General features: G+C 67.7%; 23 protein-coding genes. 18 read left to right on the forward strand and 5 right to left on the reverse strand.

Going from position 1 to position 23,407, the window contains the following annotated elements; genetic code table 11:
- Window positions 1-118 precede the first annotated feature (118 nt).
- The 7 genes from FFS49_RS20070 to FFS49_RS20100 all read left to right on the forward strand — a co-directional run bounded on the left by FFS49_RS20070 (window position 119) and on the right by FFS49_RS20100 (window position 8,405).
- Window positions 119-1,102 (forward strand): ABC transporter permease subunit, encoded by a 984-nt coding sequence (locus FFS49_RS20070; RefSeq protein ID WP_137910141.1) that lies wholly within the window; start codon window positions 119-121, stop codon window positions 1,100-1,102.
- On the forward strand, window positions 1,099-2,040 hold the full coding sequence (locus tag FFS49_RS20075; protein ID WP_039355325.1) for an ABC transporter permease subunit: 942 nt from the start codon (window positions 1,099-1,101) through the stop codon (window positions 2,038-2,040). The genes FFS49_RS20070 and FFS49_RS20075 overlap by 4 nt, the downstream gene beginning before the upstream one ends.
- A 31-nt stretch (window positions 2,041-2,071) precedes the next feature.
- The gene (locus tag FFS49_RS20080; protein WP_105818397.1) at window positions 2,072-3,652 is read left to right on the forward strand and encodes a DUF3138 family protein; all 1,581 of its coding nucleotides are present in this window, start codon (window positions 2,072-2,074) and stop codon (window positions 3,650-3,652) included.
- Window positions 3,653-3,678: 26 nt separating this feature from the next.
- Complete coding sequence (locus tag FFS49_RS20085; RefSeq protein ID WP_105818398.1) at window positions 3,679-4,971, forward strand: FAD-binding oxidoreductase; 1,293 nt, start codon at window positions 3,679-3,681, stop codon at window positions 4,969-4,971.
- 74 nt (window positions 4,972-5,045) lie between these two features.
- Window positions 5,046-5,426: a cupin domain-containing protein gene (locus FFS49_RS20090; RefSeq protein ID WP_039355318.1), complete on the forward strand. Its 381-nt coding sequence runs from the start codon at window positions 5,046-5,048 to the stop codon at window positions 5,424-5,426.
- 47 nt (window positions 5,427-5,473) lie between these two features.
- A complete protein-coding gene (locus tag FFS49_RS20095) occupies window positions 5,474-6,889 on the forward strand; it encodes an amidase family protein (protein WP_105818399.1) in 1,416 nt (471 codons plus the stop codon).
- Between the two features lie 25 nt (window positions 6,890-6,914).
- The gene (locus tag FFS49_RS20100; protein WP_105818400.1) at window positions 6,915-8,405 is read left to right on the forward strand and encodes an aldehyde dehydrogenase; all 1,491 of its coding nucleotides are present in this window, start codon (window positions 6,915-6,917) and stop codon (window positions 8,403-8,405) included.
- Between the two features lie 63 nt (window positions 8,406-8,468).
- On the opposite strand, the gene FFS49_RS20105 is transcribed toward FFS49_RS20100, so the two are convergent.
- The gene (locus tag FFS49_RS20105; RefSeq protein ID WP_105818401.1) at window positions 8,469-10,322 is read right to left on the reverse strand and encodes an ABC transporter ATP-binding protein; all 1,854 of its coding nucleotides are present in this window, start codon (window positions 10,320-10,322) and stop codon (window positions 8,469-8,471) included.
- A 288-nt stretch (window positions 10,323-10,610) separates the two neighbouring features.
- Between FFS49_RS20105 and FFS49_RS20110 the strand changes: the two genes are divergently transcribed.
- The 3 genes from FFS49_RS20110 to FFS49_RS20120 all read left to right on the forward strand — a co-directional run bounded on the left by FFS49_RS20110 (window position 10,611) and on the right by FFS49_RS20120 (window position 12,933).
- Window positions 10,611-11,177 carry a TetR/AcrR family transcriptional regulator gene (locus FFS49_RS20110; RefSeq protein ID WP_039355310.1) on the forward strand — a complete coding sequence of 189 codons (567 nt, stop codon included), beginning with the start codon at window positions 10,611-10,613 and terminating at the stop codon, window positions 11,175-11,177.
- A 224-nt stretch (window positions 11,178-11,401) separates the two neighbouring features.
- Window positions 11,402-11,827 (forward strand): organic hydroperoxide resistance protein, encoded by a 426-nt coding sequence (locus FFS49_RS20115; RefSeq protein ID WP_046547194.1) that lies wholly within the window; start codon window positions 11,402-11,404, stop codon window positions 11,825-11,827.
- A 65-nt stretch (window positions 11,828-11,892) separates the two neighbouring features.
- Window positions 11,893-12,933, forward strand: a complete 1,041-nt coding sequence (locus FFS49_RS20120) for an alpha/beta hydrolase (RefSeq protein WP_105818402.1) — start codon at window positions 11,893-11,895, stop codon at window positions 12,931-12,933.
- Window positions 12,934-13,063: 130 nt separating this feature from the next.
- Here the strand turns inward: FFS49_RS20120 and FFS49_RS20125 are convergent, their stop codons facing one another.
- Both FFS49_RS20125 and FFS49_RS20130 read right to left on the reverse strand, forming a co-directional pair.
- Window positions 13,064-14,782, reverse strand: coding sequence for an ATP-binding protein (locus FFS49_RS20125; protein ID WP_105818403.1), 1,719 nt, complete (start codon window positions 14,780-14,782; stop codon window positions 13,064-13,066).
- 90 nt (window positions 14,783-14,872) lie between these two features.
- A complete protein-coding gene (locus FFS49_RS20130; RefSeq protein WP_105818404.1) occupies window positions 14,873-15,502 on the reverse strand; it encodes a response regulator transcription factor in 630 nt (209 codons plus the stop codon).
- Window positions 15,503-15,720: 218 nt separating this feature from the next.
- Between FFS49_RS20130 and FFS49_RS20135 the strand changes: the two genes are divergently transcribed.
- The 7 genes from FFS49_RS20135 (at window position 15,721) to FFS49_RS20165 (ending at window position 20,798) form a co-directional block, all read left to right on the forward strand.
- A complete protein-coding gene (locus FFS49_RS20135; RefSeq protein WP_137910142.1) occupies window positions 15,721-15,915 on the forward strand; it encodes a hypothetical protein in 195 nt (64 codons plus the stop codon).
- Window positions 15,916-15,918: 3 nt separating this feature from the next.
- Entirely contained in the window at window positions 15,919-16,242 is a 324-nt protein-coding gene (locus FFS49_RS20140; protein ID WP_071335732.1) for a flagellar transcriptional regulator FlhD, read from the forward strand.
- Window positions 16,239-16,892: a FlhC family transcriptional regulator gene (locus FFS49_RS20145; protein ID WP_105818405.1), complete on the forward strand. Its 654-nt coding sequence runs from the start codon at window positions 16,239-16,241 to the stop codon at window positions 16,890-16,892. Before FFS49_RS20140 ends, FFS49_RS20145 begins: the two co-directional genes overlap by 4 nt.
- A 126-nt stretch (window positions 16,893-17,018) precedes the next feature.
- Complete coding sequence (locus tag FFS49_RS20150) at window positions 17,019-18,971, forward strand: HAMP domain-containing sensor histidine kinase (RefSeq protein ID WP_226285409.1); 1,953 nt, start codon at window positions 17,019-17,021, stop codon at window positions 18,969-18,971.
- A 184-nt stretch (window positions 18,972-19,155) separates the two neighbouring features.
- Window positions 19,156-19,527, forward strand: coding sequence for a CidA/LrgA family protein (locus FFS49_RS20155; protein ID WP_105818406.1), 372 nt, complete (start codon window positions 19,156-19,158; stop codon window positions 19,525-19,527).
- The gene (locus FFS49_RS20160) at window positions 19,524-20,258 is read left to right on the forward strand and encodes an LrgB family protein (RefSeq protein WP_039355298.1); all 735 of its coding nucleotides are present in this window, start codon (window positions 19,524-19,526) and stop codon (window positions 20,256-20,258) included. Before FFS49_RS20155 ends, FFS49_RS20160 begins: the two co-directional genes overlap by 4 nt.
- Before the next feature lie 234 nt (window positions 20,259-20,492).
- Entirely contained in the window at window positions 20,493-20,798 is a 306-nt protein-coding gene (locus tag FFS49_RS20165; protein ID WP_039355296.1) for a hypothetical protein, read from the forward strand.
- Window positions 20,799-20,888: 90 nt separating this feature from the next.
- Here the strand turns inward: FFS49_RS20165 and wrbA are convergent, their stop codons facing one another.
- The gene (gene wrbA / locus FFS49_RS20170) at window positions 20,889-21,491 is read right to left on the reverse strand and encodes an NAD(P)H:quinone oxidoreductase (protein ID WP_039355294.1); all 603 of its coding nucleotides are present in this window, start codon (window positions 21,489-21,491) and stop codon (window positions 20,889-20,891) included.
- Window positions 21,492-21,552: 61 nt separating this feature from the next.
- Window positions 21,553-22,278, reverse strand: a complete 726-nt coding sequence (locus FFS49_RS20175) for a pirin family protein (RefSeq protein WP_039355292.1) — start codon at window positions 22,276-22,278, stop codon at window positions 21,553-21,555.
- Window positions 22,279-22,406: 128 nt separating this feature from the next.
- Here FFS49_RS20175 and FFS49_RS20180 point away from each other — a divergent pair, with 128 nt between their 5' ends.
- Window positions 22,407-23,324, forward strand: coding sequence for a LysR family transcriptional regulator (locus tag FFS49_RS20180; protein WP_071335736.1), 918 nt, complete (start codon window positions 22,407-22,409; stop codon window positions 23,322-23,324).
- Window positions 23,325-23,407 lie beyond the last annotated feature (83 nt).

The following is a 23,407-nucleotide window of genomic DNA, read 5'->3' on the forward strand; positions in this document are numbered from 1 at the left end:
GTGTCGAACCTGTCGAGCTCGCACCTGATGAACGACAACGCACCGGCGTGGAACGACGACGTGTTCGTGTCGTGGTCGCCGGCCAGCGGCGTCGTGCTGACGCAGTGAGGACGACGCGATGAGAACCTCCGCCTCCAATCCGTCCGCGCCGGTGCCGACCGGCGCCGCGAGCGCCGGCGCCGGCCGCGCCCGCCCGGGCCGCTTCGCCGCGCTGTCGCGCTTCCTGCCGTCGGGCCGCAGCGTCGCGATCGGCGTGCCGTTCGTGTGGCTGGCCGTGTTCTTCGCGCTGCCGTTCGTGCTGGTGCTGAAGATCAGCTTCGCCGACCAGATGCTCGGTATCCCGCCGTACACCGCCCTCGCGCGGCTGGAGGCCGGCACCGTGCAGGTCGTGCTGTCGCTGAAGCATTACGCGCTGCTGCTGCAGGACGACCTGTACCTGAACACCTACGTCAGCTCGCTGAAGATGGCTGCGGCATCGACGCTGATGTGCCTGCTGGCCGGTTATCCGATCGCGTACTTCATTGCGCGCTCGGCGCCGGGCCGCCGCAACGTGCTGATGATGGCCGTGATGCTGCCGTTCTGGACGTCGTTCCTGATCCGCGTCTATGCGTGGGTCGGGATCATGAAGGACGACGGGCTGCTGAACCACGTGCTGGCGTCGCTCGGCGTGATCGCGACACCGCTGCGCCTGTATCACACCGACGCGGGCGTCTACATCGGGATGGTCTATTCGTACCTGCCGTTCATGGTGATGCCGCTGTACGCGCACCTGGTGAAGATGGACCTCACGCTGCTCGAAGCCGCGAACGATCTCGGTGCAACACCGTGGTCCGCGTTCTGGCGCATCACGCTGCCGTTGTCGAGGAACGGCATCGTCGCGGGCAGCCTGCTCGTGTTCATCCCGGCGGTAGGCGAATACGTGATTCCCGAGCTGCTCGGCGGCGCGAACACGCTGATGCTCGGCCGCGTGATGTGGGATGAATTCTTCAACAACATGGACTGGCCGATGGCGTCCGCGGTGACGGTGACGATGGTGCTGCTGCTGCTCGTGCCGATGGCGCTGCTCCATTACAGCCAGACCGAAGCGGAGCCCAGGTCATGAACCGTGCGAATCGCATTCTGTCCGCGTGCGTGCTGGGCGCGGGCTTCCTGTTCCTGTACATCCCGATCGTCAGCCTGGTCGCGTACTCGTTCAACGCGTCGAAGCTGGTGACGGTGTGGTCGGGTTTCTCGCTGAAGTGGTACGGCGCGCTGCTGCACGACGACGAACTGCTCACGGCCGCCTGGCTGTCGCTGAAGATCGCGCTGCTGACGGCCACCGCGTCGGTCGCGATCGGCACCTGGGCCGGCTTCGTGCTCGCCCGCATGGGGCGCTTTCGCGGATTCACGCTGTATGCCGCGATGATCAACGCGCCGCTCGTGATTCCGGAGGTGATCCAGGGCATCTCGCTGCTGCTGCTGTTCGTCGCGATGCAGCAGACCTTCGGCTGGCCGGCCGGGCGCGGCTGGCTGACGATCTGGATCGGCCACGTGATGCTGTGCCTGTCGTTCGTCGCGGTGATCGTGCAATCGCGCGTGAAGGAGCTCGATCGCTCGATCGAGGAAGCCGCGCTCGATCTCGGCGCACGGCCGTGGAAGGTGTTCTTCGTGATCACGCTGCCGCTGATTGCGCAGGCGCTGGTGTCCGGCTGGCTGCTTGCCTTCACGGTGTCGATCGACGACGTGATCCTGTCCGCGTTCCTGTCGGGCCCCGGTTCGACGACGCTGCCGCTCGTCGTGTTCTCGCGCGTGCGGATGGGGCTCAACCCGGAGATGAATGCGCTCGCCACGGTATTCATCACGGTCGTGACGATCGGGGTCGTCGTCGTGAACCGCGCGATGCTGGCCCGCGAGCGGCGGCACGCGCGCGACACGCGGACGTGGCATGCGGCATCCACGCCCGAGGTATCCGGGAACCCCGCGTCACCGTCCGCCATGTTGCCCGCGCGCGCGCCTGCCGCGCCGCCGCTGCACGACCGCATCCCGCATCCCACGAAGTGACGAACAGTGACGAACGACCAGGAGACATTCCATGAAAAAGAAGATGCTCTGCGCGCTGATCGCCGGCGCGCTGCCGGGGCTGGCCGCGGCGAATTCGAGCGCCGACGAGATCCGGACGCTGCAGCAGCAGATCGCGGTGCTGCAACGGCAGATGAGTGCGCTGCAATCGCAGCTCGGCGCGAAGCCGTTGACCGTACCGGTGGCGTCGAACGCGACGAATGCATCGAACGCCGCGACAGGCGCGGCGGTTGATCCGTCCGCACCCGGCTACGGCCAGGCACCCGCCGTGCTGACCAACGACGACGTGTCGGAAATCCGGCAACAGGTCGCGAACCAGCAGCTGAAGGTCGATTCGCTGACCGACGCCGCGCGCACCGGCCCGATCGCCGGGCTGTCGGTGACGGGCTACCTCGACCCGACCTACGTGGTCAACCGGGGTGCCGGCACGTCGTCGTTCCAGTTCGCGAATCACGAGAACGCGTACACCTACTACAACAGCACGTTCGGCGATGTATTCCTCGACATCAAGAAGACATTTGGCGTCGGCCCGACCGCGCCGTCCGCGGAAATCACGCTGATGCCGAACCGCGGCGCGGGCCTGTCGATGATGACGGGCAGCGGCTCGAGCGGCCTGAATATCGTCAACACGGCCGTCCTGACCGTGCCGCTGTCGGGCACGACGGCGCTCACCGGCGGACTGGTGACGGGCTTCGGCGGCTATGAATACCAGCAGTCGAACATGATGCTGACGCTCACGCACAACCTGCTGTACGACTTCTCCGATCCGGGTTCGTCGATCGGCGCGGGCCTCAACTACCTGAGCGCGGACGGCCACTGGGCGTGGAAGTTCTTCGTCGGCAACGAGCAGTTCCGCAGCGCGGGGGCGGTCACGCAGACCGGCGTCAACGCGCTCGGCGACCCGGTCACGACGAGCAACAAGGTGCCGACCTTCACCGCGCGCGTTGATTACCTGCGCGGCAGCGCGCTCGACGTCGGCGGCTCGATCAGCATCGGCCGCCAGACGCTGCCGAGCGCGGTCGACCCGGCGACCGGGAACGTGCGCTATGGCGTGGGCGGCAACGCACCGAGCGCGTACGGCGCGTTCTTCTTCGGCGAGGCCGATGCGACCTACACGCTCGCCGATGCGCAGTACAACGCCGAGTTCGATTACGGCCAGCAGCAGCACGGCGCGTTCAACGGCGGGCTCGCACAGTGGTTCGGGCTGTCGCTGCTCGCGCACCGCAAGTTCAACGCGCCGGTGGTCGGCCGCATGGGCGCGACGCTGCGCTACGACCTGCTCGTGAACCGGAAGAACGGCGGCGGCGGCTCGTCGATCGGCCTGAATGGCAACGGGATGGATCCGTACAACGGTTTCGGCATCGATGCCGACTGCCTTGCGCTGTCGAAGGCGAGCGGCGGCGTCGGCTTCGAGTGCAAGGGCGCGACGCGGCAGGCCGCCGCGTTCGACCTGCTGTTCTACCCGACCCAGCAAGTGACGGTGAAGGTCGAATACCGGCACGACTGGGCGAGCAACAAGGTTTTCCTGCGTCACGACGGGTCGTACGAGAAGTCGAACGACCTGCTCGCCACCCAACTCATCTACGCTTTCTGACGCGGCGCCGTTCGCGAGTCTTGCACATGCTCAAGTTCGAAAACCAGCAACATGTTCAGTCCTACTATGCAGCGACGGCGAACAACCGTACGCGGCATCCGTCGCTCGACGGGGCCGTGACGGCCGACGTCTGCGTGATCGGCGGCGGGCTCACGGGCCTGTCCGCGGCACTCGAACTCGCCGAGCGCGGCCATTCGGTCGTGCTCGTCGAGGCGTCGAAGATCGGCTGGGGCGCGAGCGGGCGCAACGGCGGCCAGCTGATCGCCGGGTACGCGTGCGATATCGACACGTTCTCGGCTTACCTGCCGGAAGACGACGTGCGGCGCGTCTGGGCGATGGGGCTGGAGTCGGTCGAGATCGTCCGGCAGCGGGTCGAGCGGTACGGCATCGATTGCGACCTGATTTCCGGCTACCTGACCGCCGCAATCAAGCCGCGCCATCTCGATGCGCTGCGCGCGTGGCGCGATACCGCGGCGAGCCGCTTCGGCTATCGCGGCTACGAAGTCGTCGAGCGCACCGACATGCATCGCTTCGTCGCATCGGATCGCTACTTCGGCGGCCTCCGTTACGAAGGCAGCGGCCACCTGCATCCGCTGAACTACACGCTCGGCCTTGCACGGGCGGCGCGTGAAGCCGGCGTGACGATCCACGAGGACACGCCCGCGCTCGCGCTCGACCGCGCCGCACCGTATCACCGCGTGACATGCGCACGTGGACACGTGGATGCCCGTCACGTCGTGCTCGCCTGCAATGCATACCTCGGGCAGCTGGCGCCGGCGCTCGCGCGCAAGATCATTCCGGTCGCGACATACCTGATCGCGACGGAGCCGCTCGGCGACGCGCGTGCGGCCGAAACGATGCCGGCCGATGCGGCGATCTGCGACACCCATTCGGCGCTCGACTATTTCCGGCTGACACGCGACCGCCGGCTGCTGTGGGGCGGCAAGGCCAGCAGCTCGACGAATACGCCGCGCGACCTCGCGGCCGCGATGCGGCGCGACATGCTGAAGACGTTCCCGCAGCTGGCCGATGTGCGGATCGACTATGCGTGGGGCGGGCTGATCGACGCGACGATGAATCGCGCACCGCATTTCGGCAGGCTCGAGTCGACCGTGTATTTCGCGCAGGGCTTTTCCGGGCACGGCGTCAACGTGACGGGCCTGGCGGGGCGGCTGATCGCGGAAGCGATCGATGCACAGGCCGCGCGCTTCGACCTGTTCGGCCGGATTCGCCATCGCGACTTTCCGGGCGGCCGCGCACTGCGCACGCCGATGCTGGCGCTCGCGATGACCTGGCACCGGATGATGGACCTGCTCTGACCCGCGCGGGCAGCGCGTCTGTCCTTCCGCACGGCACCGAAACGTTTCGAATCACTCATGCCCTGGAGGCACTCATGACCAACATCACGAATATCGTCGACCTGATGCGCGCACCAGCGAAGCTCACGCAGAGCCGCGTGCCGAACGGGTTGCTGCTCGACGGCAATCCGCAGCAGACGCTGTCGCATCACTACATCAGCCCGTGCGGGCAGTTCAGCTGCGGGATCTGGGCATGCACGCCCGGCCGCTGGACGATCGAGTACGACGAGTCGGAGTATTGCGAGATGCTGAGCGGCGTCGCGATCGTGCGCGACGCGGAGGGCCGCGAGCGCGTGCTGCGCGCGGGCGACCGCTTCGTGATTCCACCGGGTTTTCGCGGCACGTGGGAAGTCGTCGAAACGTGCCGCAAGATCTATGCGTCGCACGCACCGCTGGCCGGACAGCCGGGCGCATGACGCGCGGCCGGTTCAGGACAACCATCCAGATCAACGAGGAACAACTCATGACCCAGGAATTGTGGCGTCTCAGCGCGGCCGAGATGGCCGGGCGCGTCGCGCGTCGCGACGTGTCTGCCACTGAACTCACGCGCAGCTGCCTGCAGCGGCTCGAAGCGGTGAACCCCGTCATCAACGCGATCGTGGACGTGATGGCCGACAGCGCGTTGCAGGCCGCGTCCGATGCCGATGCCACGATCGCGCGCGGCGCACCGGTCGGCCCGCTGCACGGCGTACCGGTGACCGTGAAGATCAACGTCGACACGGCGGGATACGCGACGACCAATGGTGTGCGCGCGTTTTCGGACGTGGTTGCGCACGAGGACAGCCCGGTGACCGCGAACCTGCGCAAGGCCGGTGCGATCGTGATCGGGCGCAGCAATGCGCCGGCGTTTTCGTACCGCTGGTTCACCGACAACGACCTGCACGGCCGCACGTCGAATCCGTGGAATCCGTCGCTGACGCCAGGCGGTTCCAGCGGTGGTGCCGCTGCGGCCGTGGCCGCCGGCATCGGCGCGATTGCGCACGGCAACGACCTGGGCGGCTCGATCCGCTACCCGGCCTACGCGTGCGGCGTCGCCGGGCTGCGGCCCAGCACCGGGCGCGTGCCGGCGTACAACCCGACGCAGTCGAAGGACCGCACGCTCGCGGTGCAGCTCGCGTCCGTGCAGGGGCCGCTGGCGCGCACGGTCGGCGACCTGCGGCTCGCGCTCGACGCGATGGCGGCCGGCGACGCGCGCGACGCATGGTGGATGCCGGTCGCGCCGAATACACGCGAAGCCGCGTTCCCCGCGCGCGTGGCCGTTTGCGCGGCGCTGCCGGGCGTGCCGTCCGATCCGGTGGTGGTCGACGCGATCCGGCAGGCCGCCCGCTGGCTTGAAGAAGCCGGCTGCATCGTCGAGGAAGCAGTGCCGCCGCGGTTCGCCGAAGCGTGCGAACTGTGGCTGGACCTGGTGACCAACGAAGCGCGCAGCGGCCTCGGCGACGTGATCATGCAGCACGGCGACGCGGCGATCCGTACCGCGTTCGCGAGCCAGCGCCGTCTCGCGAAGCCGCTGGACCTCGAGGGCTACATGAACGGCCTCGCGCGGCGCACCGCGCTGCTGCGCGACTGGCAGCAGTTCTTCGCGCGCTATCCGCTGCTGCTGATGCCGGTGTCGTGCGCGCAGCCGTTCGCGATCGACGCCGATCAGCACGGCGACGACGCGATGCGCGCGATCGTCGAGCGGCAGGGGCCGCTGCTCGCGACCGCGCTGCTCGGGCTGCCGGGGCTCTCGGTGCCGACCGGTATCCGCGACGGCGTGCCGACCGGCGTGCAGCTCGTCGCCGGTCGATTCCAGGAAGCGCTGTGTCTCGCCGCGGGCGAAGCGATCGAGGCACGCGCGGGCATCTTCACGCCGATCGATCCGGTCACCGGGTCGTGATGCGGGACTTTTCACAGGGAAACGCATGAATCAACCGACATTCGAAGACTGGCAGGCCCGCGCGGCCGTGCTGCGGGTCGAAGGGCGCGCGTTCATCGACGGCGAGGCGCGCCACGCGCACACCGGCGCGACCTTCGCCTGTGTGAGCCCGATCGACGGTGGCGTGCTCGCGCACGTGGCCGATTGCGGCACCGACGACGTCGACCTCGCGGTGACGGCCGCACGCCGCGCGTTCGACGCGCGGAGCTGGGCCGGCATGAATCCGCGCGCCCGCAAGGCGGTGCTGCAGCGCTGGGCCGCGCTGATGCGCGAGCATCTCGACGAGCTCGCGCTGCTCGAGACGCTCGACACCGGCAAGCCGATTGCCGATACCACGGCGATCGACGTGCCGGCCGCCGCGCATTGTGTCGACTGGTATGCGGAAGCGATCGACAAGATCGGCGGCGAAGTCGCGCCAGTCGACCATCATCTGGTCGGGCTCGTCACGCGCGAGCCGATCGGCGTCGTCGCGGCCGTCGTGCCGTGGAATTTCCCGCTGCTGATGGCCGCATGGAAATTCGCGCCGGCGCTCGCGGCCGGCAACAGCGTCGTGCTCAAGCCGTCCGAGAAATCGCCGCTCACCGCGATCCGGGTTGCGCAGCTCGCGTGCGAGGCCGGTATTCCGCCCGGCGTGTTCAGCGTCGTGCCGGGTGGCGCTGAGCCGGGCAGGGCGCTCGCGCTGCATCGCGACGTCGATTGCATCGCGTTCACCGGGTCGACGCGCACGGGGCAGCAGATCATGGCGTGCGCCGCGCAGTCGAACCTGAAGCGTGTGTGGCTCGAACTCGGCGGCAAGTCGCCGAACATCGTGCTGCGCGACTGCCCCGATCTCGACCGTGCCGCGCAGGCGGCCGCCGACGCGATCTTCTTCAACATGGGGGAAGTGTGTACGGCCGGCTCGCGTCTGCTCGTGCATCGCGACATCAAGGACGCATTCGTTGCGAAGCTGGTCGGCGCGTCGCGGCGCTTCGCGCCCGGGCACCCGCTCGATCCGTCGGTGACGATGGGGGCGATCGTCGATCGCACGCAGCTCGATCGCGTGATGGGGTATATCGGTGCCGGGCGCGACGAAGGCAGGCTCGTCACGGGTGGCGCGCGCGTGCGAGAGGAGACGGGCGGGTTCTATGTCGAGCCGACGGTGTTCGAGGTGAAGCCGGATGCGAATATCGCGCGCGAGGAGATCTTCGGGCCCGTGCTGTCGGTGATCGTGTTCGACGATGTCGACGAGGCCGTGCAGATTGCCAACGACACCGAGTATGGGCTGGCCGCGGCCGTATGGTCGGTGGATCTCTCGACCGCACACGCTGTGGCACGACGTCTGCGCGCGGGCACCGTGTGGGTCAACTGCTACGGCGACGGCAGCGATGACATGAACTTCCCGTTCGGCGGTTACAAGCTGTCGGGCAACGGTCGTGACAAATCGCTGCATGCGCTCGACAAGTACACCGAGCTGAAGTCGACCGTCGTGCGGTTGTAATGTCACGGGCGACGCGCGGCCTGGGCAACGAGGCCGCGCGTCTTGCGCATCCGGACGGGCGGCTTACTGCTCCGCCTTCTCCGCATCCGCCGTCTCTCCGAGGAACCCGCCGCTCTGGTGCGCCCACAGCGCCGCATAGATGCCACCCGCCTGCAGCAGCTGCTGGTGCGTCCCTTCCTCGACGATGCGCCCTTCGTCGAGCACGATCAGCCGGTCCATCGCCGCGATGGTCGACAGCCGGTGCGCGATCGCGATCACCGTCTTGCCGCGCATCAGGTCGTCGAGGCTGCGCTGGATCGCGACTTCGACTTCGGAATCGAGCGCGCTGGTTGCTTCGTCGAGCACGAGGATCGGCGCGTCCTTGAGCATCACGCGCGCGATCGCGACGCGCTGCCGCTGGCCGCCCGACAGCTTCACGCCGCGCTCGCCGACCTCGACGTCGTAGCCGCTGCGGCCGTGGCGGTCGCGTAGCCGGTCGATGAACTCGGACGCTTCCGCGCGCACGGCCGCGTCGTGCATCTCGCGCTCGGTCGCGTCGGGGCGCCCGTACAGCAGGTTCTCGCGCATCGTCCGGTGCAGCAGCGACGTATCCTGCGTGACCATCCCGATCGCGCCGCGCAGGCTGTCCTGCGTCACGTGCGCGATGTCCTGCCCGTCGATCCGGATCGCGCCGCCGCCCACGTCGTAGAAGCGCAGCAGCAGGTTCACGAGCGTCGACTTGCCGGCGCCCGAGCGGCCGATCAGGCCGATCCGCTCGCCGGGCCGGATCGTCAGGTTCAGCCCGTCGAACACAGCGCGATCGTTGTCCTCGTGCGCGAACTGCACGTTGTCGAACACGATTTCGCCGCGCTGCACCGCGAGCGGCTTCGCGTCGGGCGCGTCGACCACGCTGTGCACCTTCGTCAGCGTGTTGATGCCGTCCTGGATCGTGCCGACGTTCTCGAACAGCTCGGTCATTTCCCACATGATCCAGTGCGAATAGCTCGACAGGCGCAGCGCCATCGCGATCACCGCCGCGACGACGCCCGCGCTCGCCTCGCCGTGCATCCACAGATACAGCGCGAGGCCGGTCGAGCCGACCAGCAGCAGTGTCGACAGCAGGTGGTTGACGACCTCGAACGCGCTGACGAGCCGCATCTGCGCGTCGCCGGTCGCCTTGAACGCTTCCATCGCGCGTCGCGCGTGGTCGGCTTCGCGCCGCGTGTGCGAGAACAGCTTCACGGTCGTGATGTTCGAATACGCGTCGGTGATGCGGCCCGTCATCAGCGCGCGCGCGTCGGCCTGGCGGCTGCCGACGGCACCGAGGCGCGGCACGAAATACGCGCACGCCAGGCCGTAGCCGAGCGCCCACAGCGCGAGCGGGATCATCAGCCGCCAGTCGAAGCTGGCCGCGAGCGCAAGGATGCCGATCAGGTACGCGGCGACGCCGATCACGACGTCGACCGACATGAACAGCGCATCGCGCACCGCGAGCGCGGTCTGCATGATCTTGGTCGTCACGCGGCCGGCGAACTCGTTCGCGTAGAACGACAGGCTCTGGTCGAGCATCAGCCGGTGAAACAGCCAGCGCAGCCGCATCGGGAAGTTGATCGCGAGCACCTGGTGCTTGACCATCGTATGCAATGCGATCAGCAGCGCGCTGCCGGCGAGGATCGCCGCGAACCCGGCGAGCGTGCCGAAGTGCCGGCCGCCGAAATCGGCCGGCGTCGCGGACGCGAGCCAGTCGACCACGCGGCCCATCATCGCGAACAGCGCGGCTTCGTACGCGGCCAACGCGGCCGACATCAGCGCGATCAGCAGGATCCAGCTGCGCGCGCCTTTCGTGCACGCCCAGACGAACGAGAAGAAACCCCGCGGCGGCGTGACGGGATCTTCGAGCGGGAAAGTCGGCAGGCGCCGTTCAAACCACGAAAACATCGACTTGTTCTCCTTGTGCGGCCCGATGCAGCGCGCGGGCCGATGATGCCGGGGCCGGCTGCGATGCGGTCATCGTGTGCCGGCACATCCGTCCGGCCGATGGACGTTGCGCCGCGATTCGCGTGGCCCGGCGTGAAGTGTCGCATCGATTCGAGCGGGCTGCAGGCCGGTTGTAAGCCGACCGGCCGGGCGAACGGCGTCGTACTCGCGCATCTGGCTCGGAGGCACGGTCACGCGCCGTTAAAAAACCCCTTGACTCTCTATCTATGAGTAGATAAAGTTCGATCCATGGAAACGAAACCCACCGTCCGCGAACAGATTCTCGACCACGCGATCACGCTGATGATGCTGCGCGGTTACAACGGCTTCAGCTATCGAGACCTGTCCGACCTGGTGGGCGTGAAGACGTCGAGCATCCACTACTATTTCCCGTCGAAGGACGATCTCGTACTGGAAGCGGTGTCGGTCTACAGCGACGACGTCCTCTCGGCCGTGCGGACGATCGATCCGGCGCTGCCGGCCGACGTGAAGCTGAGTCTTTATACGAAGATGTTCGGCCGCACGCTCGGCGACGGCAACATGATCTGCCTGTGCGGGATGCTGGCGGCCGATATCGAGTCGTTGCCGGAGAACGTGCGGCAGGCCGTGCAGGCGTTCTTCAAGGCCAACGAGAGCTGGCTCGCGGAGTTGCTGGCGCAGGGCGCGAAGGAAGGCACGCTGCAGTTCAGCGGCAAGCCCGACACGGCCGCGCGCACGTTGTATGCGGCGTTCCAGGGCAGCGTGCTGGCCAGTAGGCTGTTTCACACGCGGGCGCGTCTCGAGGATGTCGAGGCGGTCTGGAAAACGCGGTCCTGACGGACGGCGCAAGCAGTCGGGCGGTTCGCCGCCTTTTGTTGGGCTTTGTTATCTATCTGATGGTAGATAGATGAATCGGGCAGGTGGATCAACCGCCTGCATTTTTTGGGGATGTTTATCTATCTATGAGTAGATAAATAAACGCGATGCCGGCTGCGAGGCAGTTGGCAAGCGTTCCCCGGTTGGAAGGCTGTTTCACTCACTGATTGAAAAAGGAGTCTGTCATGTCGATCGAAAAAGTGCTGTACCGCGCCCATGCAAAAGCCACCGGCGGCCGTGACGGCCGTGCGACGGTGCCCGAAAGCGGCCTCGACCTGAAGCTGACCACGCCGCGCGAGCTCGGCGGCGCGGGCGGCGCGGGCGCGAACCCCGAGCAACTGTTCGCCGCCGGCTACAGCGCGTGCTTCATCGGCGCGATGAAGTTCGTCGCGGCCCGCGACAAGATCGCGATCCCCGCGGACGCCGCGATCGAAGGCAGCGTCGGTATCGGCGCGATCCCGAACGGCTTCGGCATCGAAGTCGAACTGAAGATCTCGCTGCCGGGCCTCGATCGTGATGTCGCGCAGACGCTGATCGATCGCGCACACGTCGTGTGCCCGTATTCGAACGCGACGCGCGGCAACATCGACGTCACGCTCACGCTCGTCTGATCGTACGCATTGCGAAACATTCACCATCACATCGTCATTCACGGATTGAGCCAAGGAGTTACACCATGAAGATCGTCAAGCCGCTGCTGATCGCTGCCGCCGTTGCCGCTGCACTGTCCGCCGCGCCCACCGCGTTCGCCGCGGGCGCCGGCGCCGAAGCTGTCCGGCCGGATGCGACGACGAGCGCATTCCTCGCCGTGCTGAACGGCCAGAAGGGCCCGGGCCTCGAAACGCTGAGCCCCGCGAAGGCGCGGCAGGTGCTGGTCGATGCGCAGAACGGCACGAAGGTCGACCTGTCGGGCATCGACGTGTCGAACCGCACGATCGAACAGGACGGCGTGTCCGTGCCGGTCACGATCGTCCGCCCGCAGGGCGCGACAGGCACGCTGCCGGTGTTCATGTTCATTCACGGCGGCGGTTGGGTGCTCGGCGATTTCCCGACGCACGAACGCCTCGTGCGCGACCTCGTCGTGCAATCGGGCGCCGTCGCGGTGTTCGTGAACTACACGCCGTCGCCGGAAGCGCATTACCCGGTGGCGATCAACCAGGCGTATGCGGCGACGAAGTGGGTGGCCGCGCACGGCGCGGAGATCGGTGTGGACGGAAGCCGCCTGGCGGTGGTCGGCAACAGCGTCGGCGGGAACATGGCGGCCGTGGTGGCGCTGATGGCGAAGGACAAGGGCGGCCCCGCGATCCGCTTCCAGGGGCTGATGTGGCCGGTGACGGACCACAACTTCAACACGGGCTCGTACAACGCGTATCAGCAAGGGCACTTCCTCACGCGGCCGATGATGAAGTGGTTCTGGGACGCCTATACGAAGAACGAAGCGCAACGCAACGAGATCTACGCGTCGCCGCTGCGCGCGAGCACCGCGCAGTTGAAGGGCCTGCCGCCCGCGCTGATCCAGGTTGCGCAGTTCGACGTGTTGCGTGACGAAGGCGAAGCGTATGGCCGCAAGCTCGACGCAGCGGGTGTCGATGCGACGACCACGCGCTACGACGGCACCATCCACGATTTCGGCCTGCTGAACGCGCTGGCCACGGATGCGCCGACGAAGGCGGCGACGAAGGCGATGGCGAATGAAATCGCGACGCGGTTGAAGTAAGCGATGACCCGCACGCGCGCCGCGCCTGACGCGGTGTGCGTGCGTAGTCTCGGCGGCGGGCAGATGCCCGCCGTTTTTGCATGCCGCCGGCGGGCGGGCGGGCGGCGAACGCGATGCAGTGCGCCTGCGACTATCCCGCGTCGGCCCGGTGCGGCTGCCCGGGGGGCTGCGCTTGCAGCAGGCGTGCCATCGCCGCGCGCAGCTTGTCGCTCGGCACCGGCTTGTGCAGCAGCACGAACCCGCCGTGCTTCAACCGGCCGGGCCGGCGCGCGGTCGTGTCGCCGGTGATCAGCATCGCGGGAATCGCCGCGTTGTACTCGTCGCGAATGCGCGCGATCGCAGCGATTCCGTTCTGGTCGCCGTGCAGCAGGTGCAGGTCGCAGATCAGCAGGCTTGGCCGTACCTCACACGATGCCAGGCACGCGATCGCGTCGTCGACCGACGCGGCCGTGACGACCTGGTAGCCCCAGCGCTCGAGCAGCATCGACATGCCGGCGCGGATCGCGCTTTCGTCGTCGATCACGACCACGAGGTGGGCGGCGGCCGTCGCCTCGTCGACGGCGATCTCGTCGGCGGCCGCACCCGGCTGCACGACCGTGTCCAGCCGCACCAGCTGCAGTTCGAAGCACGAGCCCCGCCCGGGTTCGGAGCGCAGCGTCAGCGGACAGTCGAGCAGCCCCGCGAGGCGCCGCACGATCGCCAGCCCGAGGCCGACACCCCGTTCGGGCTCGTCGCCGCGACGGCGCAACTGGTAGTAATCGTCGAATACGCGTGCCTGCTGGTCGGCCGGAATGCCGCGCCCGGTGTCGATGAATTGCAGGCGAACGTGCTGGCGCGTGCGCCTGCAGCCGACGACGATACGCCCCGTGTCGGTATAGCGCACCGCATTCGACAGCAGGTTGCGTGCGATGCGCTCGACCAGCACCGGATCGGAATCGACCACTGCCGTGCTGCGCACGTACGACAGCGACAGGCCTTTTCCGTGCGCGTCGGCGGCGACTTCGCGGCACACGCGCTCCAGCACCGTGCCGATCGCGAACGGCCGGCGATGGACGGGCACGACGCCCGCATCGAGCCGCGAGATGTCGAGGATCGCGGTGAACAGCGCATCCATCGCGTTGACGGACTGGTCGATGCGATCGACGAGCAGCGTGCCGTTCGCCGGCATCGGGACGTGACGCAATGCGCCGACGAACAGGCTCAGCGCGTGGACGGGCTGGCGCAGGTCGTGGCTCGCTGCCGCGAGAAAGCTCGACTTGACGTGCACGGCCTGCGTCGCGAGATCCTTTTGCCGGCGGAAGTTCTCGGCCAGCTGCGCGGCGCGCTGGCGTTCGCGTTCGGCGATCCGCTGCGCGCGGATCAGTTGCAACTGCATCTCGATCTGGTCGCGGAATTCCTCGACGAGCCGGATGTAGCGCTCCGAATACGCATTCTCCTTGCAGTCGAGCAGGCAGATCGTGCCGAACGGCGTGTTGTCGGGCCAGCGGATCGGCAGGCCGAGATACGAGACCATGTTGACGCGCAGGTCAGGGTTGTTGCGCCACTGCGCGGATTGCCGCGCATCCGGCACGACCAGCGTATGGCCGCTCGCAATGACCGCTTCGCAGTAAAGTCCCGAGCCGTGCAGCTCGGCCGATTCGCCCGGATAGAACGGATTACCGGTGTTGCGGCTCGCCACCAGCACCTGGATGTCGCGGCCGACGTTGCGCATGATCAGCCCGGCCGGCACCCCGACGATTTCCGCCATCAGGTCGACGAGGCGCTGCCAGCGCGCGATCACGTCGGCGGCGAGGTCGAACGGGACTTCATGGTCGGCCGGAGCTTCGGGCGGCTCGTCGACATGCGTCATGCGCACGCTCCTCGAACGGGCGGGGAAGATGAGGAAAATTTAGGCGTTCCACGCCGGCATGGCAATGTCGCGACGCGGGCCGGCGTCGGATCAGATGAGGCCGGCCTTCCTGCCGGCGGCCGCTGCCTGGGTGCGGTTGATGACGTTCAGCGCCTTGAAGATCGCGGTGATGTGCGCCTTGATGGTCTTTTCGGACAGGCCCAACTTGTCGGCGATGACCTTGTTCGGTACGCCTTCCGCGAGATAGCGCAGCACTTCGACCTGTCGTTGCGTCAGCATCGATCCGCGTGCTCCAGCGGCGCCGTCCTGATGCTGCAGCGCGGGGTCGTCGAGCACGAGCGGCGGGACGTAGCGTTCGCCGTTGAGTGCGATCCGGATGGCGGACAGCAGCGTGCGCGGGCTGGCGGACTTCGGCACGTAACCCATCGCGCCCTGCGCGAACGCGCTGCGCACGGCGCCGGGATCCTCGGACGACGACAGCACGATGACGGGGAGCCCCGGGCGCATCGTCGCGAAGACGGCGAGCGCGTCGAGGCCGTCCATGCCCTGCAGCTTCAGGTCGAGCACGATGGCGTCGAGGTCGGTGTGATCGTCGAGCAGCCGCACCGCATCATCGGCGCTGCTCGCCTGGACGACGACCGTGTCGTCGTCACCCTGGCGCAGCAGCATCTCCACGCCATCCCGCAGGATCGCGTGATCGTCGACGATCAGAATTTTCATGAGGGCGCTTGAATAAGTGAATCAGGACGCGGACCGATACGAACGAACCGGATTGTACAAGACGAAAGTCTTAATACTAAAGTCGAGTTTGCCCGGCATCTGTCTTGCGTCTAACGTCGCATTTACATTCAGCGGAATATCGCCGAGACTCAATCACGACAGTTCGCAATGCAGGTGAATGCGGGCGCGCCATTCGATGCGTCGCCGGCAACGCGGCGATGCGAGCGACGAAGCACGCGGCCGCTTCAGGACTGAATGGCGGCACGATGCACGCACGCAAGGTGCGTCGTTCGGCGGCGGTGAATTTCCGTTATTCACGTCGAACGAAAAAAATAACGGCTCGTAATAGCCGGATTATCGGCACGTATTTGGACGGTGAATCATTGATCCTGATCGCGCATGAATCGAGGTGAACGATGAAGGTTGCCAACGACAGCGATGCAATGTGGGAACTGAACATGTCGTATCTCTGGCTTGCGCAGCGACTCCTGCAGTCGGATCGCGCAACCGGCATGTTCCGCCTGGGCGTGACCGCCGATGTCGCCGCCGCGCTGGCCGCGCTGTCGATGAAGCACATGAACGACCTCGCGTCTGCGGGGCAATTGATCTGCGCATTGCGGCCGGGCCGATACGGCGTGCTGTCGGCACTGACTCGTGCGACGCCGCCGGTCGATCTCGTGCGCGTGCATACCGCGATGGTGCTGGCCGGCCTTGCGCTGCCAGACGAGGAAACATCGTGAACGGCCGGGCAGGGCGGCTTGGCCTCGCGGACGACGCGCAACTGACGATGCACGCGGCGGCGTTGATCCGGCTCGGCGCGCGGCTGCAGATGCTGGAAATCGAGTGCGGGTTGCCGCGCGACCGTCTCGTGCGCCTGTATCGCGAAGTGCGCGGCGTGGCCGCGCCGAAGGGGTTGCTGCCGTCGTCGATCGACTGGTACATGACGTGGTTCGCGAACCTTCATGCATCGCTGTTCCACAGCATCTACCGCTTCCTGCGCAACCAGGCGGGCTGCACGCGACTCGAGGCACTCGTCAAGGCCTATACGCTGTATGCCGAACAGGGCGATGCTGCGTGCCGCGCGTTGCCGCTGGACCTGACACGCGCCTGGATGCTGGTGCGCTTCGTCGACGCCGGCGTGCTCGACATTGCCCATTGCCGCAATTGCGGCGCGGCGTTCATCACCTATCGCCACGCGCTGCGCCGGCATCCCGTGTGCGTCGCCTGCCGGCTGCCGGCACGTGCCGGCAAGCGCGTGGTCGGCACGTCGACGCGCGTGGCGCCCGGCACGCGGCATGCGCGACGGCACGATGTACAGGTGGCCGTCGCGTCCAGTCGCGGCAGCGGGAGCGCCGCTGGCGATTCATCGGGAGAATGGTGTGCAATCTAACGGGGCAACGGCGGCCGCGGCGGGGCCCGCGCGGCACGCGGCGAATGGTGCCGGCCGGCACGTCGCGTCGGCCGGGGCGGCGCGCTCGCCCGATCGCGATGGCGGCGCGCATCCTGTGCCGCCATCGTGAACCTGCGCGGCCTCTCGATCCGGCAGCGGATGCAGGCCGGCTTCGCGCTCGTCGTGATGCTGACGGCGGTGGCGTGCGGGACGAACCTGCGGGAAAGCTATCGGCAATACCGGCAGGGCTATCTCGACCTGCGCGATTTCGCGCTGGTCGAGCGCGCGATGATCGCGTCGAACCGGATCTCGGCCGAACGCTGGCCGGCCAACCAGTTGCTGGCGCTGCGGCGGCGCGATGCCGCGACGCAGGTGCAGGCGGTGCGCGATGCGCGGGCGCGTTCGGATCAGGCGCTCGATGCGCTGCGAGACGACCTTGCTCGGGCGGAGGCGCCCGGTGCATCCGAGCGCGGGGCCGCGCTGCACGCGCTCGAGTCGATACGCGCCGAGCTGGCCGGCGCGCGCGGCGAAGTCGATGCGCTCGCCGCGCGGCCCGCGGCGGCGCGTGCGACGTGGCAGGTGCGGGCTGCACAGGACCGCATGTTCGCGGCCGCCGACGATCTGGCGACGCTGACCGGCGGTGTGATGGCGGGTACGGCGATGCGTCATCCGGACACGGCCGGTGCGCTGGTCCTCGCGCGCCTGCTGGGCGACCTGCGTGAATACACCGGCCGGCTCGGCTCGCTGTTCGTCGCACCGCTGGTGACGCGCGAGGCGCTCGACAACGATCGGCTGGCGCGCATCCTCCAGATGCGTGGGCGCATCGTGCAGCTTCGCGCACTGATCGCCGGTGCGATCGTGCCGCCGCTCGACGACGCGATGCTGTCGAATGACCTGGCGCGGTTGAACGACACGATGGACGGCAGCTTCCTGCCGCTCGTGGCCGCGACGGTTCGCGCAGGGCGCACGGGCGCCTATGCGATGAACGCCGAGGATTTCGCGTCGCGGATCATGCGGGACCTCGACGCATCGGCGCGGTTGCGCGACCGCGTGCTCGACCTCACGCGTGCACGGGCGGTGGCGCTGCGCGATGCGGCGCGCGTCCGGATGGCGCTATCGGCCGCCGAGGCGGCGTGTTGCATCGCGATCCTGTTCCTGCTCGTGCGCGGCACGCAGCGCACGCTGTCGAAACCGCTCGATGCGCTGAGCCGGCGCATCGTTGCGTTGAGCAACGGCGACGTGTCACCGATCGTCCGGATTCCGGGCACGAGCCCCGAGATCGCGCACGTGAACGATGCACTGGACGCGCTGCGTGGCGCCTACGTTCATCGCACGCTGCTCGAGCGGCAGCGCAACGACATGCTGACGCTGTTCTCGCACGACATGCGCGCGCCGCTCACGTCGGTCATCGTGCTCGTGGACGCGCCTGCCGGCTGCCCGCCCGACTGCACGCTGCGCGAGCGTCTTCACGAGATCGGCGGGCTGGCGCGTCATACGCTCGCGATGGCGGACGGTTTCGCGCAGGTGTCGCGGGCGGAGGCGGGCGAGTACGCGTCGGAACTCGTCAACGTGGCCGACCTGATGAATCAGGCACGCGACGAAATCTGGCCGCGCGCCCGGGACAAGCACATCGCGATCGACGACGTACCACCGTGCGACGACGCGCTCGTACGCGGCGATCCGGCGCTGCTGTCGCGTGCGCTGGTCCATCTGCTGGGGAACGCGGTCGAATACAGCGCGGCGCATACCCGCGTCGAGTGCAGCGTCGAACTGGCGGACGACGGTGCTTCGGTGTGCTGCGTGATTCGCGATTACGGCTACGGGATCGCGGCCGAGGATCAGGCGCGCCTGTTCGAGCGTTACCGGCGCTTTCGCCTGCAAGGGCAGCCCGACACGAAGGGCGTCGGGCTCGGCATGGCGTTCGCGAAGGCGGTCGTGGACCGGCACCGCGGCGAGATCCACGTGCGCAGCGCGCCATGGCAGGGCACGACCGTGACGCTCACGCTGCCCGTGGCCGGTGCATCCTGCAACGTGCACGACCCGGACCGAACGATGTCGGCCGAACCGATACCGGGATGATGCATGGCGGCGGGAGGCCGCACGCCGTGCACCCGGCGGTGTCTTCGCGCAGCCGCACGCGGCGATGTTCGACGGCGCGTGAAGTTGGTACGATCGCGCGTATCGTTCACGCCGGCGCCGCAACCCGCCGGCCATCGGTCGCACGGCCGCCCGGCCGCACGGTCTCGTTCGGGAGAAGCGGTTCATGCTGCAGGCGTTCGCGGTCTTGCTGACCTTCCAGTGTCTCGGGGAAGGCGTGTCCTACCTGTTCGGCCTGCCGGTGCCGGGCCCGGTGACCGGCATGTTGTTGCTGTTCGGCTTCGTGATGGTGCGCCCGCAGGTGGCCGACGCGATCGAGCCGACCGCGCTCGAGTTGCTGCGCCATCTGTCGCTGCTGTTCGTGCCGGCCGGCGTCGGCATCATGGTGTCGGCCGACCGCGTGCGCGGCGATGCGGTCGCGGTCGTCGTCGCGCTGGCGGTGAGCACCACGCTCGCGATCGCGGTGACCGCGCTCGTCACGCGCGCGCTGCTGCGCCGCCAGCGGCGCGCGGGCGGCGCGGCGGAGGGCACGCGATGACGGCCTTCCCGAAGCTCGGCGCGATCTGGGTCTATCTCGCCGCGACCCCGCTGCTGGGCCTGACCATCACGCTGATCGCCTATCTGCTTGCACAGGCCGTCTATGCGCGGGCGCGCTTCAACCCGCTCGCGAACCCGGTGCTGATCGCGGTCGCGCTGATCGTCGTGCTGCTGACGATCACCCGTACGCCATATCCGACGTATTTCGAAGGCGCGCAGTTCGTCCACTTCCTGCTCGGCCCCGCCACCGTCGCGCTGGCGCTGCCGCTGTACCGCCAGTGGTCGAAGCTGCGCCGCGCCGCGGTGCCGCTGCTGGTCGGCCTGCTCGCGGGCTCGCTGACCGCGATCGTGTCGGCGGTCGGCATCGCGGCGCTGTTCGGCGCGTCGCACCAGACGATCGCGTCGCTCGCGCCAAAATCGGCGACGACGCCGATCGCGATGGCCGTCGCCGCGGAAATCGGCGGGATTCCATCGCTCACCGCCGTGCTCGTGATCTCGACCGGGATTTTCGGGGCGGTGTGCGCACGCGGGATCCTCAATGCGCTGCGGGTCGACGAACCGGCCGTGCGCGGCTTCGCGCTCGGCGTCGCGTCGCATGGAATCGGCACCGCGCGTGCGTTCCAGGTCAGCGAGGAGGCCGGTGCGTTCGCCGGGCTCGGGATGGGGATGAACGGCGTGCTGACCGCTTTCGTCGTGCCGATCCTGCTGCCGGTGCTGTCGCGCTGGATCTGAGCGCGGCCGGGGCGGGCAAGGCCGGGTTATCGCTTTCCCTGATGGCGCCGGCGCGGCGCCGAAACGACGGAGCACGCCGTGCGCATGTATCGTGGCCGTTATCAGGAGAATTCAGGAACGCACACGGACAACCGAATACTGATCGGCTAACGTTGCAACGGCGCCGATGTCGCAAGCGGTCGTGTGCGCGCCGGTGTTCGACCCATTATCAACAATCGACAAGGAGATCCGGCCATGAAGCAGTCTCGCGTGGTATCGGTGGCAGTAGCAGTAACGGCGTCGTTCGGTCTGCTGTTGACCGCCGCGCCGGCGGCATACGCGCAGGATCCGGCGTCCGCGCCGACGCAGAAGCAGCTCGACAAGGCGCAGAAGAAGGCGGCCCGCAAGGCCGCCCGGGCGCGGCATGCGTCGGACCTGAAGGCGATCGGCACGGGCAGCGGCTACCGGTTGACCAACGACCAGAGCAACTATCCGCAGAACGCCGCGACGAAGGCGCCCGCGACTAAGGCGGCGCCAGCCGCCCCGGCATCGGGCCAGTAACGGCCGGAACCCGGGCACAGCGCGAACGGCGCCGGATCGACCGGCGCCGTTTGCGCATGTGCGGGCTGCCCGAATCGCCGGGCCGCCGCGTTACGACGCGAGCTTGCTCGCGATTTCCGCGACGTGCTTGCCCTGGTAGCGCGCGATGTCGAGCTCGTTCGCGCTCGGCTGGCGGCTGCCGTCCGCGCCCGCGAGCGTGGTCGCGCCGTACGGCGTGCCGCCGGTGATTTCGTTCATGTTGACGAGGCCGCTGCATGCGTACGGCACACCCACGATCACCATCCCGTGGTGCAGCAGCGTGGTGTGGAACGACGTGATCGTCGTTTCCTGGCCGCCGTGCTGGGTGCCGGTCGACGCGAACACGCTGCCGATCTTGCCGACGAGCGCGCCCTTCATCCACAGGCCGCCGGTCTGGTCGAGGAACGTGCGCATCTGGCCGGCCATGTTGCCGAAGCGGGTCGGCGTGCCGAAGATGATCGCATCGTAGTCGGCGAGTTCGTCCACCGTCGCGACCGGCGCGGCCTGGTCGACCTTCACGCCGATCGCGCGGGCCTGGTCGACGGGAATCGTTTCCGGCACGCGCTTGAGCGTGACCTCGACGCCGGCCACCGATTTCGCGCCTTCCGCGATGTGCTGCGCCATCGTTTCGACGTGCCCGTAGGACGAGTAGTAAAGAACGAGTACCTTGGCCATGTTGCGAATCTCCGATTAAAAGGGCCCCGCGGTCAGCGGGGCCCGGTTTCCCGAACGGGCGTCATGCCCACTCGGCCGTTACTTCGACCGGACGCAGGTCGAACACCAGCACTTCGGCATCCTTCCCGTCGGCGAACGTCAGCGCTTTTTCGTCGCGCACGCGCACGCCGTCGCCTTCGCCGAGCGTCACGCCGTTGACCGTCACGCTGCCGCGTGCCACGTGCACGTAAGCAAAGCGGTTCGGCGCCAGTTCCAGCGTCGCGCGTTCATCGCCGTCGAACAGGCCCGCGTAGATCCGCGTGTCCTGCCGGATCTTCAGCGAACCGGCGTCGCCGTTCGGCGAGACGACGAGCGCGAGCTTGCCGCGCTTGTCGTCGGCCGTGACGTTCGTCTGCTGGTAACGCGGCTCGGCACCTTTTTCGGCCGGCCCGACCCAGATCTGCAGGAAGTGGACCGGCAGTTCCGGCGAGTGGTTGAACTCGCTGTGACGCACGCCGGTGCCGGCGCTCATCAGTTGCACGTCGCCCGGCACGATCACCGAACCGGTGCCCATCGAGTCCTTGTGTTCCAGCGCGCCGTCGAGCACGTACGACAGGATTTCCATGTCGCGGTGCGGGTGCGTGCCGAAGCCGCGGCCCGGGGCGACGCGGTCGTCGTTGATCACCAGCAGGTCGGAGAAGCCGACTTGCTTCGGATCGAAGTAATTCGCGAACGAAAACGTATGACGGGAGCTGAGCCAGCCATGCTCCGCACGGCCACGTTGGTTTGCTGCACGGATTTCGATCATGATTTTTGTTCCTCAAGACGCCGGACCTCGGAAGTGGGCCCGGCCGTTCGTTGAGATGAATCTTAGGTCAATCGATTTGACAAATAAATGGCTGTAGCGATAATGACTGTCGCTATGGAGTGGACAATATGGAACTCAACGATCTCAGGATCTTCGTCGCGACGGTCGATGCGGGCAGCTTCACGGCGGCGGCCGACCAGCTGATGCTGTCCAAGCAGTTCGTCAGCCGCCGCACGATGGCGCTGGAGGCGTCGCTCGGCGTGCGGCTTCTGCACCGGAACACGCGCAACCTCGCGGTGACCGAATCGGGGCAGGAGTTCTATGCGCGGGCGCAGCGGATCCTCGCGGAGATCGCCGACGCCGAGCAGGCGATGTCGGTGCGTAGCACCGAGCTGCACGGGTCGCTGAAAATCAGCGCGCCGCTGTCGTTCGGGATCACGCACGTGTCGCCGCTGATCGCCGAATTCCTGTCCGCGCACCCGGCCGTGCGGCTGAACCTCGACCTGACCGACCGGCGCGTCGACCTGATCGGCGAGGGCTTCGACCTGGTGTTGCGGATCGGCTCGCTCGAGGATTCGACGCTGATCGCGCGCCCGCTCGGCGCATGGCGGATGATTGCGTGCGCGAGCCCCGCCTACCTGAAGCGGCAGGGCACGCCGCAGACGCCGGCCGATCTCGCCGGCCATACGTGCGTGCTGTACGGGCGCGAGCGGCGCATCGGCTGGGAATTCCGCGTCGACGGCGTGGCGCGCACGTTCGACGTGCAGGGGCCGCTGGTCGCGAACAATGGCGAGGTGGTGCGGGACGCGGCGATCGCGGGCCTCGGCATCGCGCTGTTGCCGGATTTCATCGTCGGCGGTGCGCTCGACAGCGGTGCGCTCGTGCCGGTGCTCGACGCGTATGCGCCGTCGCCGATCACGCTCAATGCGGTGTTTCCGCAGCATCGGGAAGGGTTCGTCACGCTGCGCACGTTCATCGGGTTTCTCGCGGAACGGCTCGGCGCGGCTGCGCCGGCGGGGAGGGACGGAGCCGGGCGGGCGCGGTAACGGGCAGGGATGCGGGGAATGAGGGTGATATTCTCCGCATGATTTGCGGAGAATATTGAGTCGTGCGGTGAATCGGTGAGATA

This window comes from Burkholderia sp. 4NA327C6 (assembly GCF_005502655.1).
GTDB lineage: Bacteria > Pseudomonadota > Gammaproteobacteria > Burkholderiales > Burkholderiaceae > Burkholderia > Burkholderia contaminans.

Coding starts and splice junctions, on each gene's coding strand:
- FFS49_RS20095 (WP_105818399.1), top strand. CDS start 5,474: ATGACCCAGGAATTGTGGCGTCTCAGCGCGGCCGAGATGGCCGGGCGC.
- FFS49_RS20090 (WP_039355318.1), top strand. CDS start 5,046: ATGACCAACATCACGAATATCGTCGACCTGATGCGCGCACCAGCGAAG.
- wrbA (WP_039355294.1), bottom strand. CDS start 21,491: ATGGCCAAGGTACTCGTTCTTTACTACTCGTCCTACGGGCACGTCGAA.
- FFS49_RS20080 (WP_105818397.1), top strand. CDS start 2,072: ATGAAAAAGAAGATGCTCTGCGCGCTGATCGCCGGCGCGCTGCCGGGG.
- FFS49_RS20130 (WP_105818404.1), bottom strand. CDS start 15,502: ATGAAAATTCTGATCGTCGACGATCACGCGATCCTGCGGGATGGCGTG.
- FFS49_RS20115 (WP_046547194.1), top strand. CDS start 11,402: ATGTCGATCGAAAAAGTGCTGTACCGCGCCCATGCAAAAGCCACCGGC.
- FFS49_RS20155 (WP_105818406.1), top strand. CDS start 19,156: ATGCTGCAGGCGTTCGCGGTCTTGCTGACCTTCCAGTGTCTCGGGGAA.
- FFS49_RS20100 (WP_105818400.1), top strand. CDS start 6,915: ATGAATCAACCGACATTCGAAGACTGGCAGGCCCGCGCGGCCGTGCTG.
- FFS49_RS20175 (WP_039355292.1), bottom strand. CDS start 22,278: ATGATCGAAATCCGTGCAGCAAACCAACGTGGCCGTGCGGAGCATGGC.
- FFS49_RS20165 (WP_039355296.1), top strand. CDS start 20,493: ATGAAGCAGTCTCGCGTGGTATCGGTGGCAGTAGCAGTAACGGCGTCG.
- FFS49_RS20105 (WP_105818401.1), bottom strand. CDS start 10,322: ATGTTTTCGTGGTTTGAACGGCGCCTGCCGACTTTCCCGCTCGAAGAT.
- FFS49_RS20070 (WP_137910141.1), top strand. CDS start 119: ATGAGAACCTCCGCCTCCAATCCGTCCGCGCCGGTGCCGACCGGCGCC.
- FFS49_RS20180 (WP_071335736.1), top strand. CDS start 22,407: ATGGAACTCAACGATCTCAGGATCTTCGTCGCGACGGTCGATGCGGGC.
- FFS49_RS20125 (WP_105818403.1), bottom strand. CDS start 14,782: ATGACGCATGTCGACGAGCCGCCCGAAGCTCCGGCCGACCATGAAGTC.
- FFS49_RS20160 (WP_039355298.1), top strand. CDS start 19,524: ATGACGGCCTTCCCGAAGCTCGGCGCGATCTGGGTCTATCTCGCCGCG.
- FFS49_RS20140 (WP_071335732.1), top strand. CDS start 15,919: ATGAAGGTTGCCAACGACAGCGATGCAATGTGGGAACTGAACATGTCG.
- FFS49_RS20110 (WP_039355310.1), top strand. CDS start 10,611: ATGGAAACGAAACCCACCGTCCGCGAACAGATTCTCGACCACGCGATC.
- FFS49_RS20075 (WP_039355325.1), top strand. CDS start 1,099: ATGAACCGTGCGAATCGCATTCTGTCCGCGTGCGTGCTGGGCGCGGGC.
- FFS49_RS20120 (WP_105818402.1), top strand. CDS start 11,893: ATGAAGATCGTCAAGCCGCTGCTGATCGCTGCCGCCGTTGCCGCTGCA.
- FFS49_RS20085 (WP_105818398.1), top strand. CDS start 3,679: ATGCTCAAGTTCGAAAACCAGCAACATGTTCAGTCCTACTATGCAGCG.
- FFS49_RS20135 (WP_137910142.1), top strand. CDS start 15,721: ATGCGAGCGACGAAGCACGCGGCCGCTTCAGGACTGAATGGCGGCACG.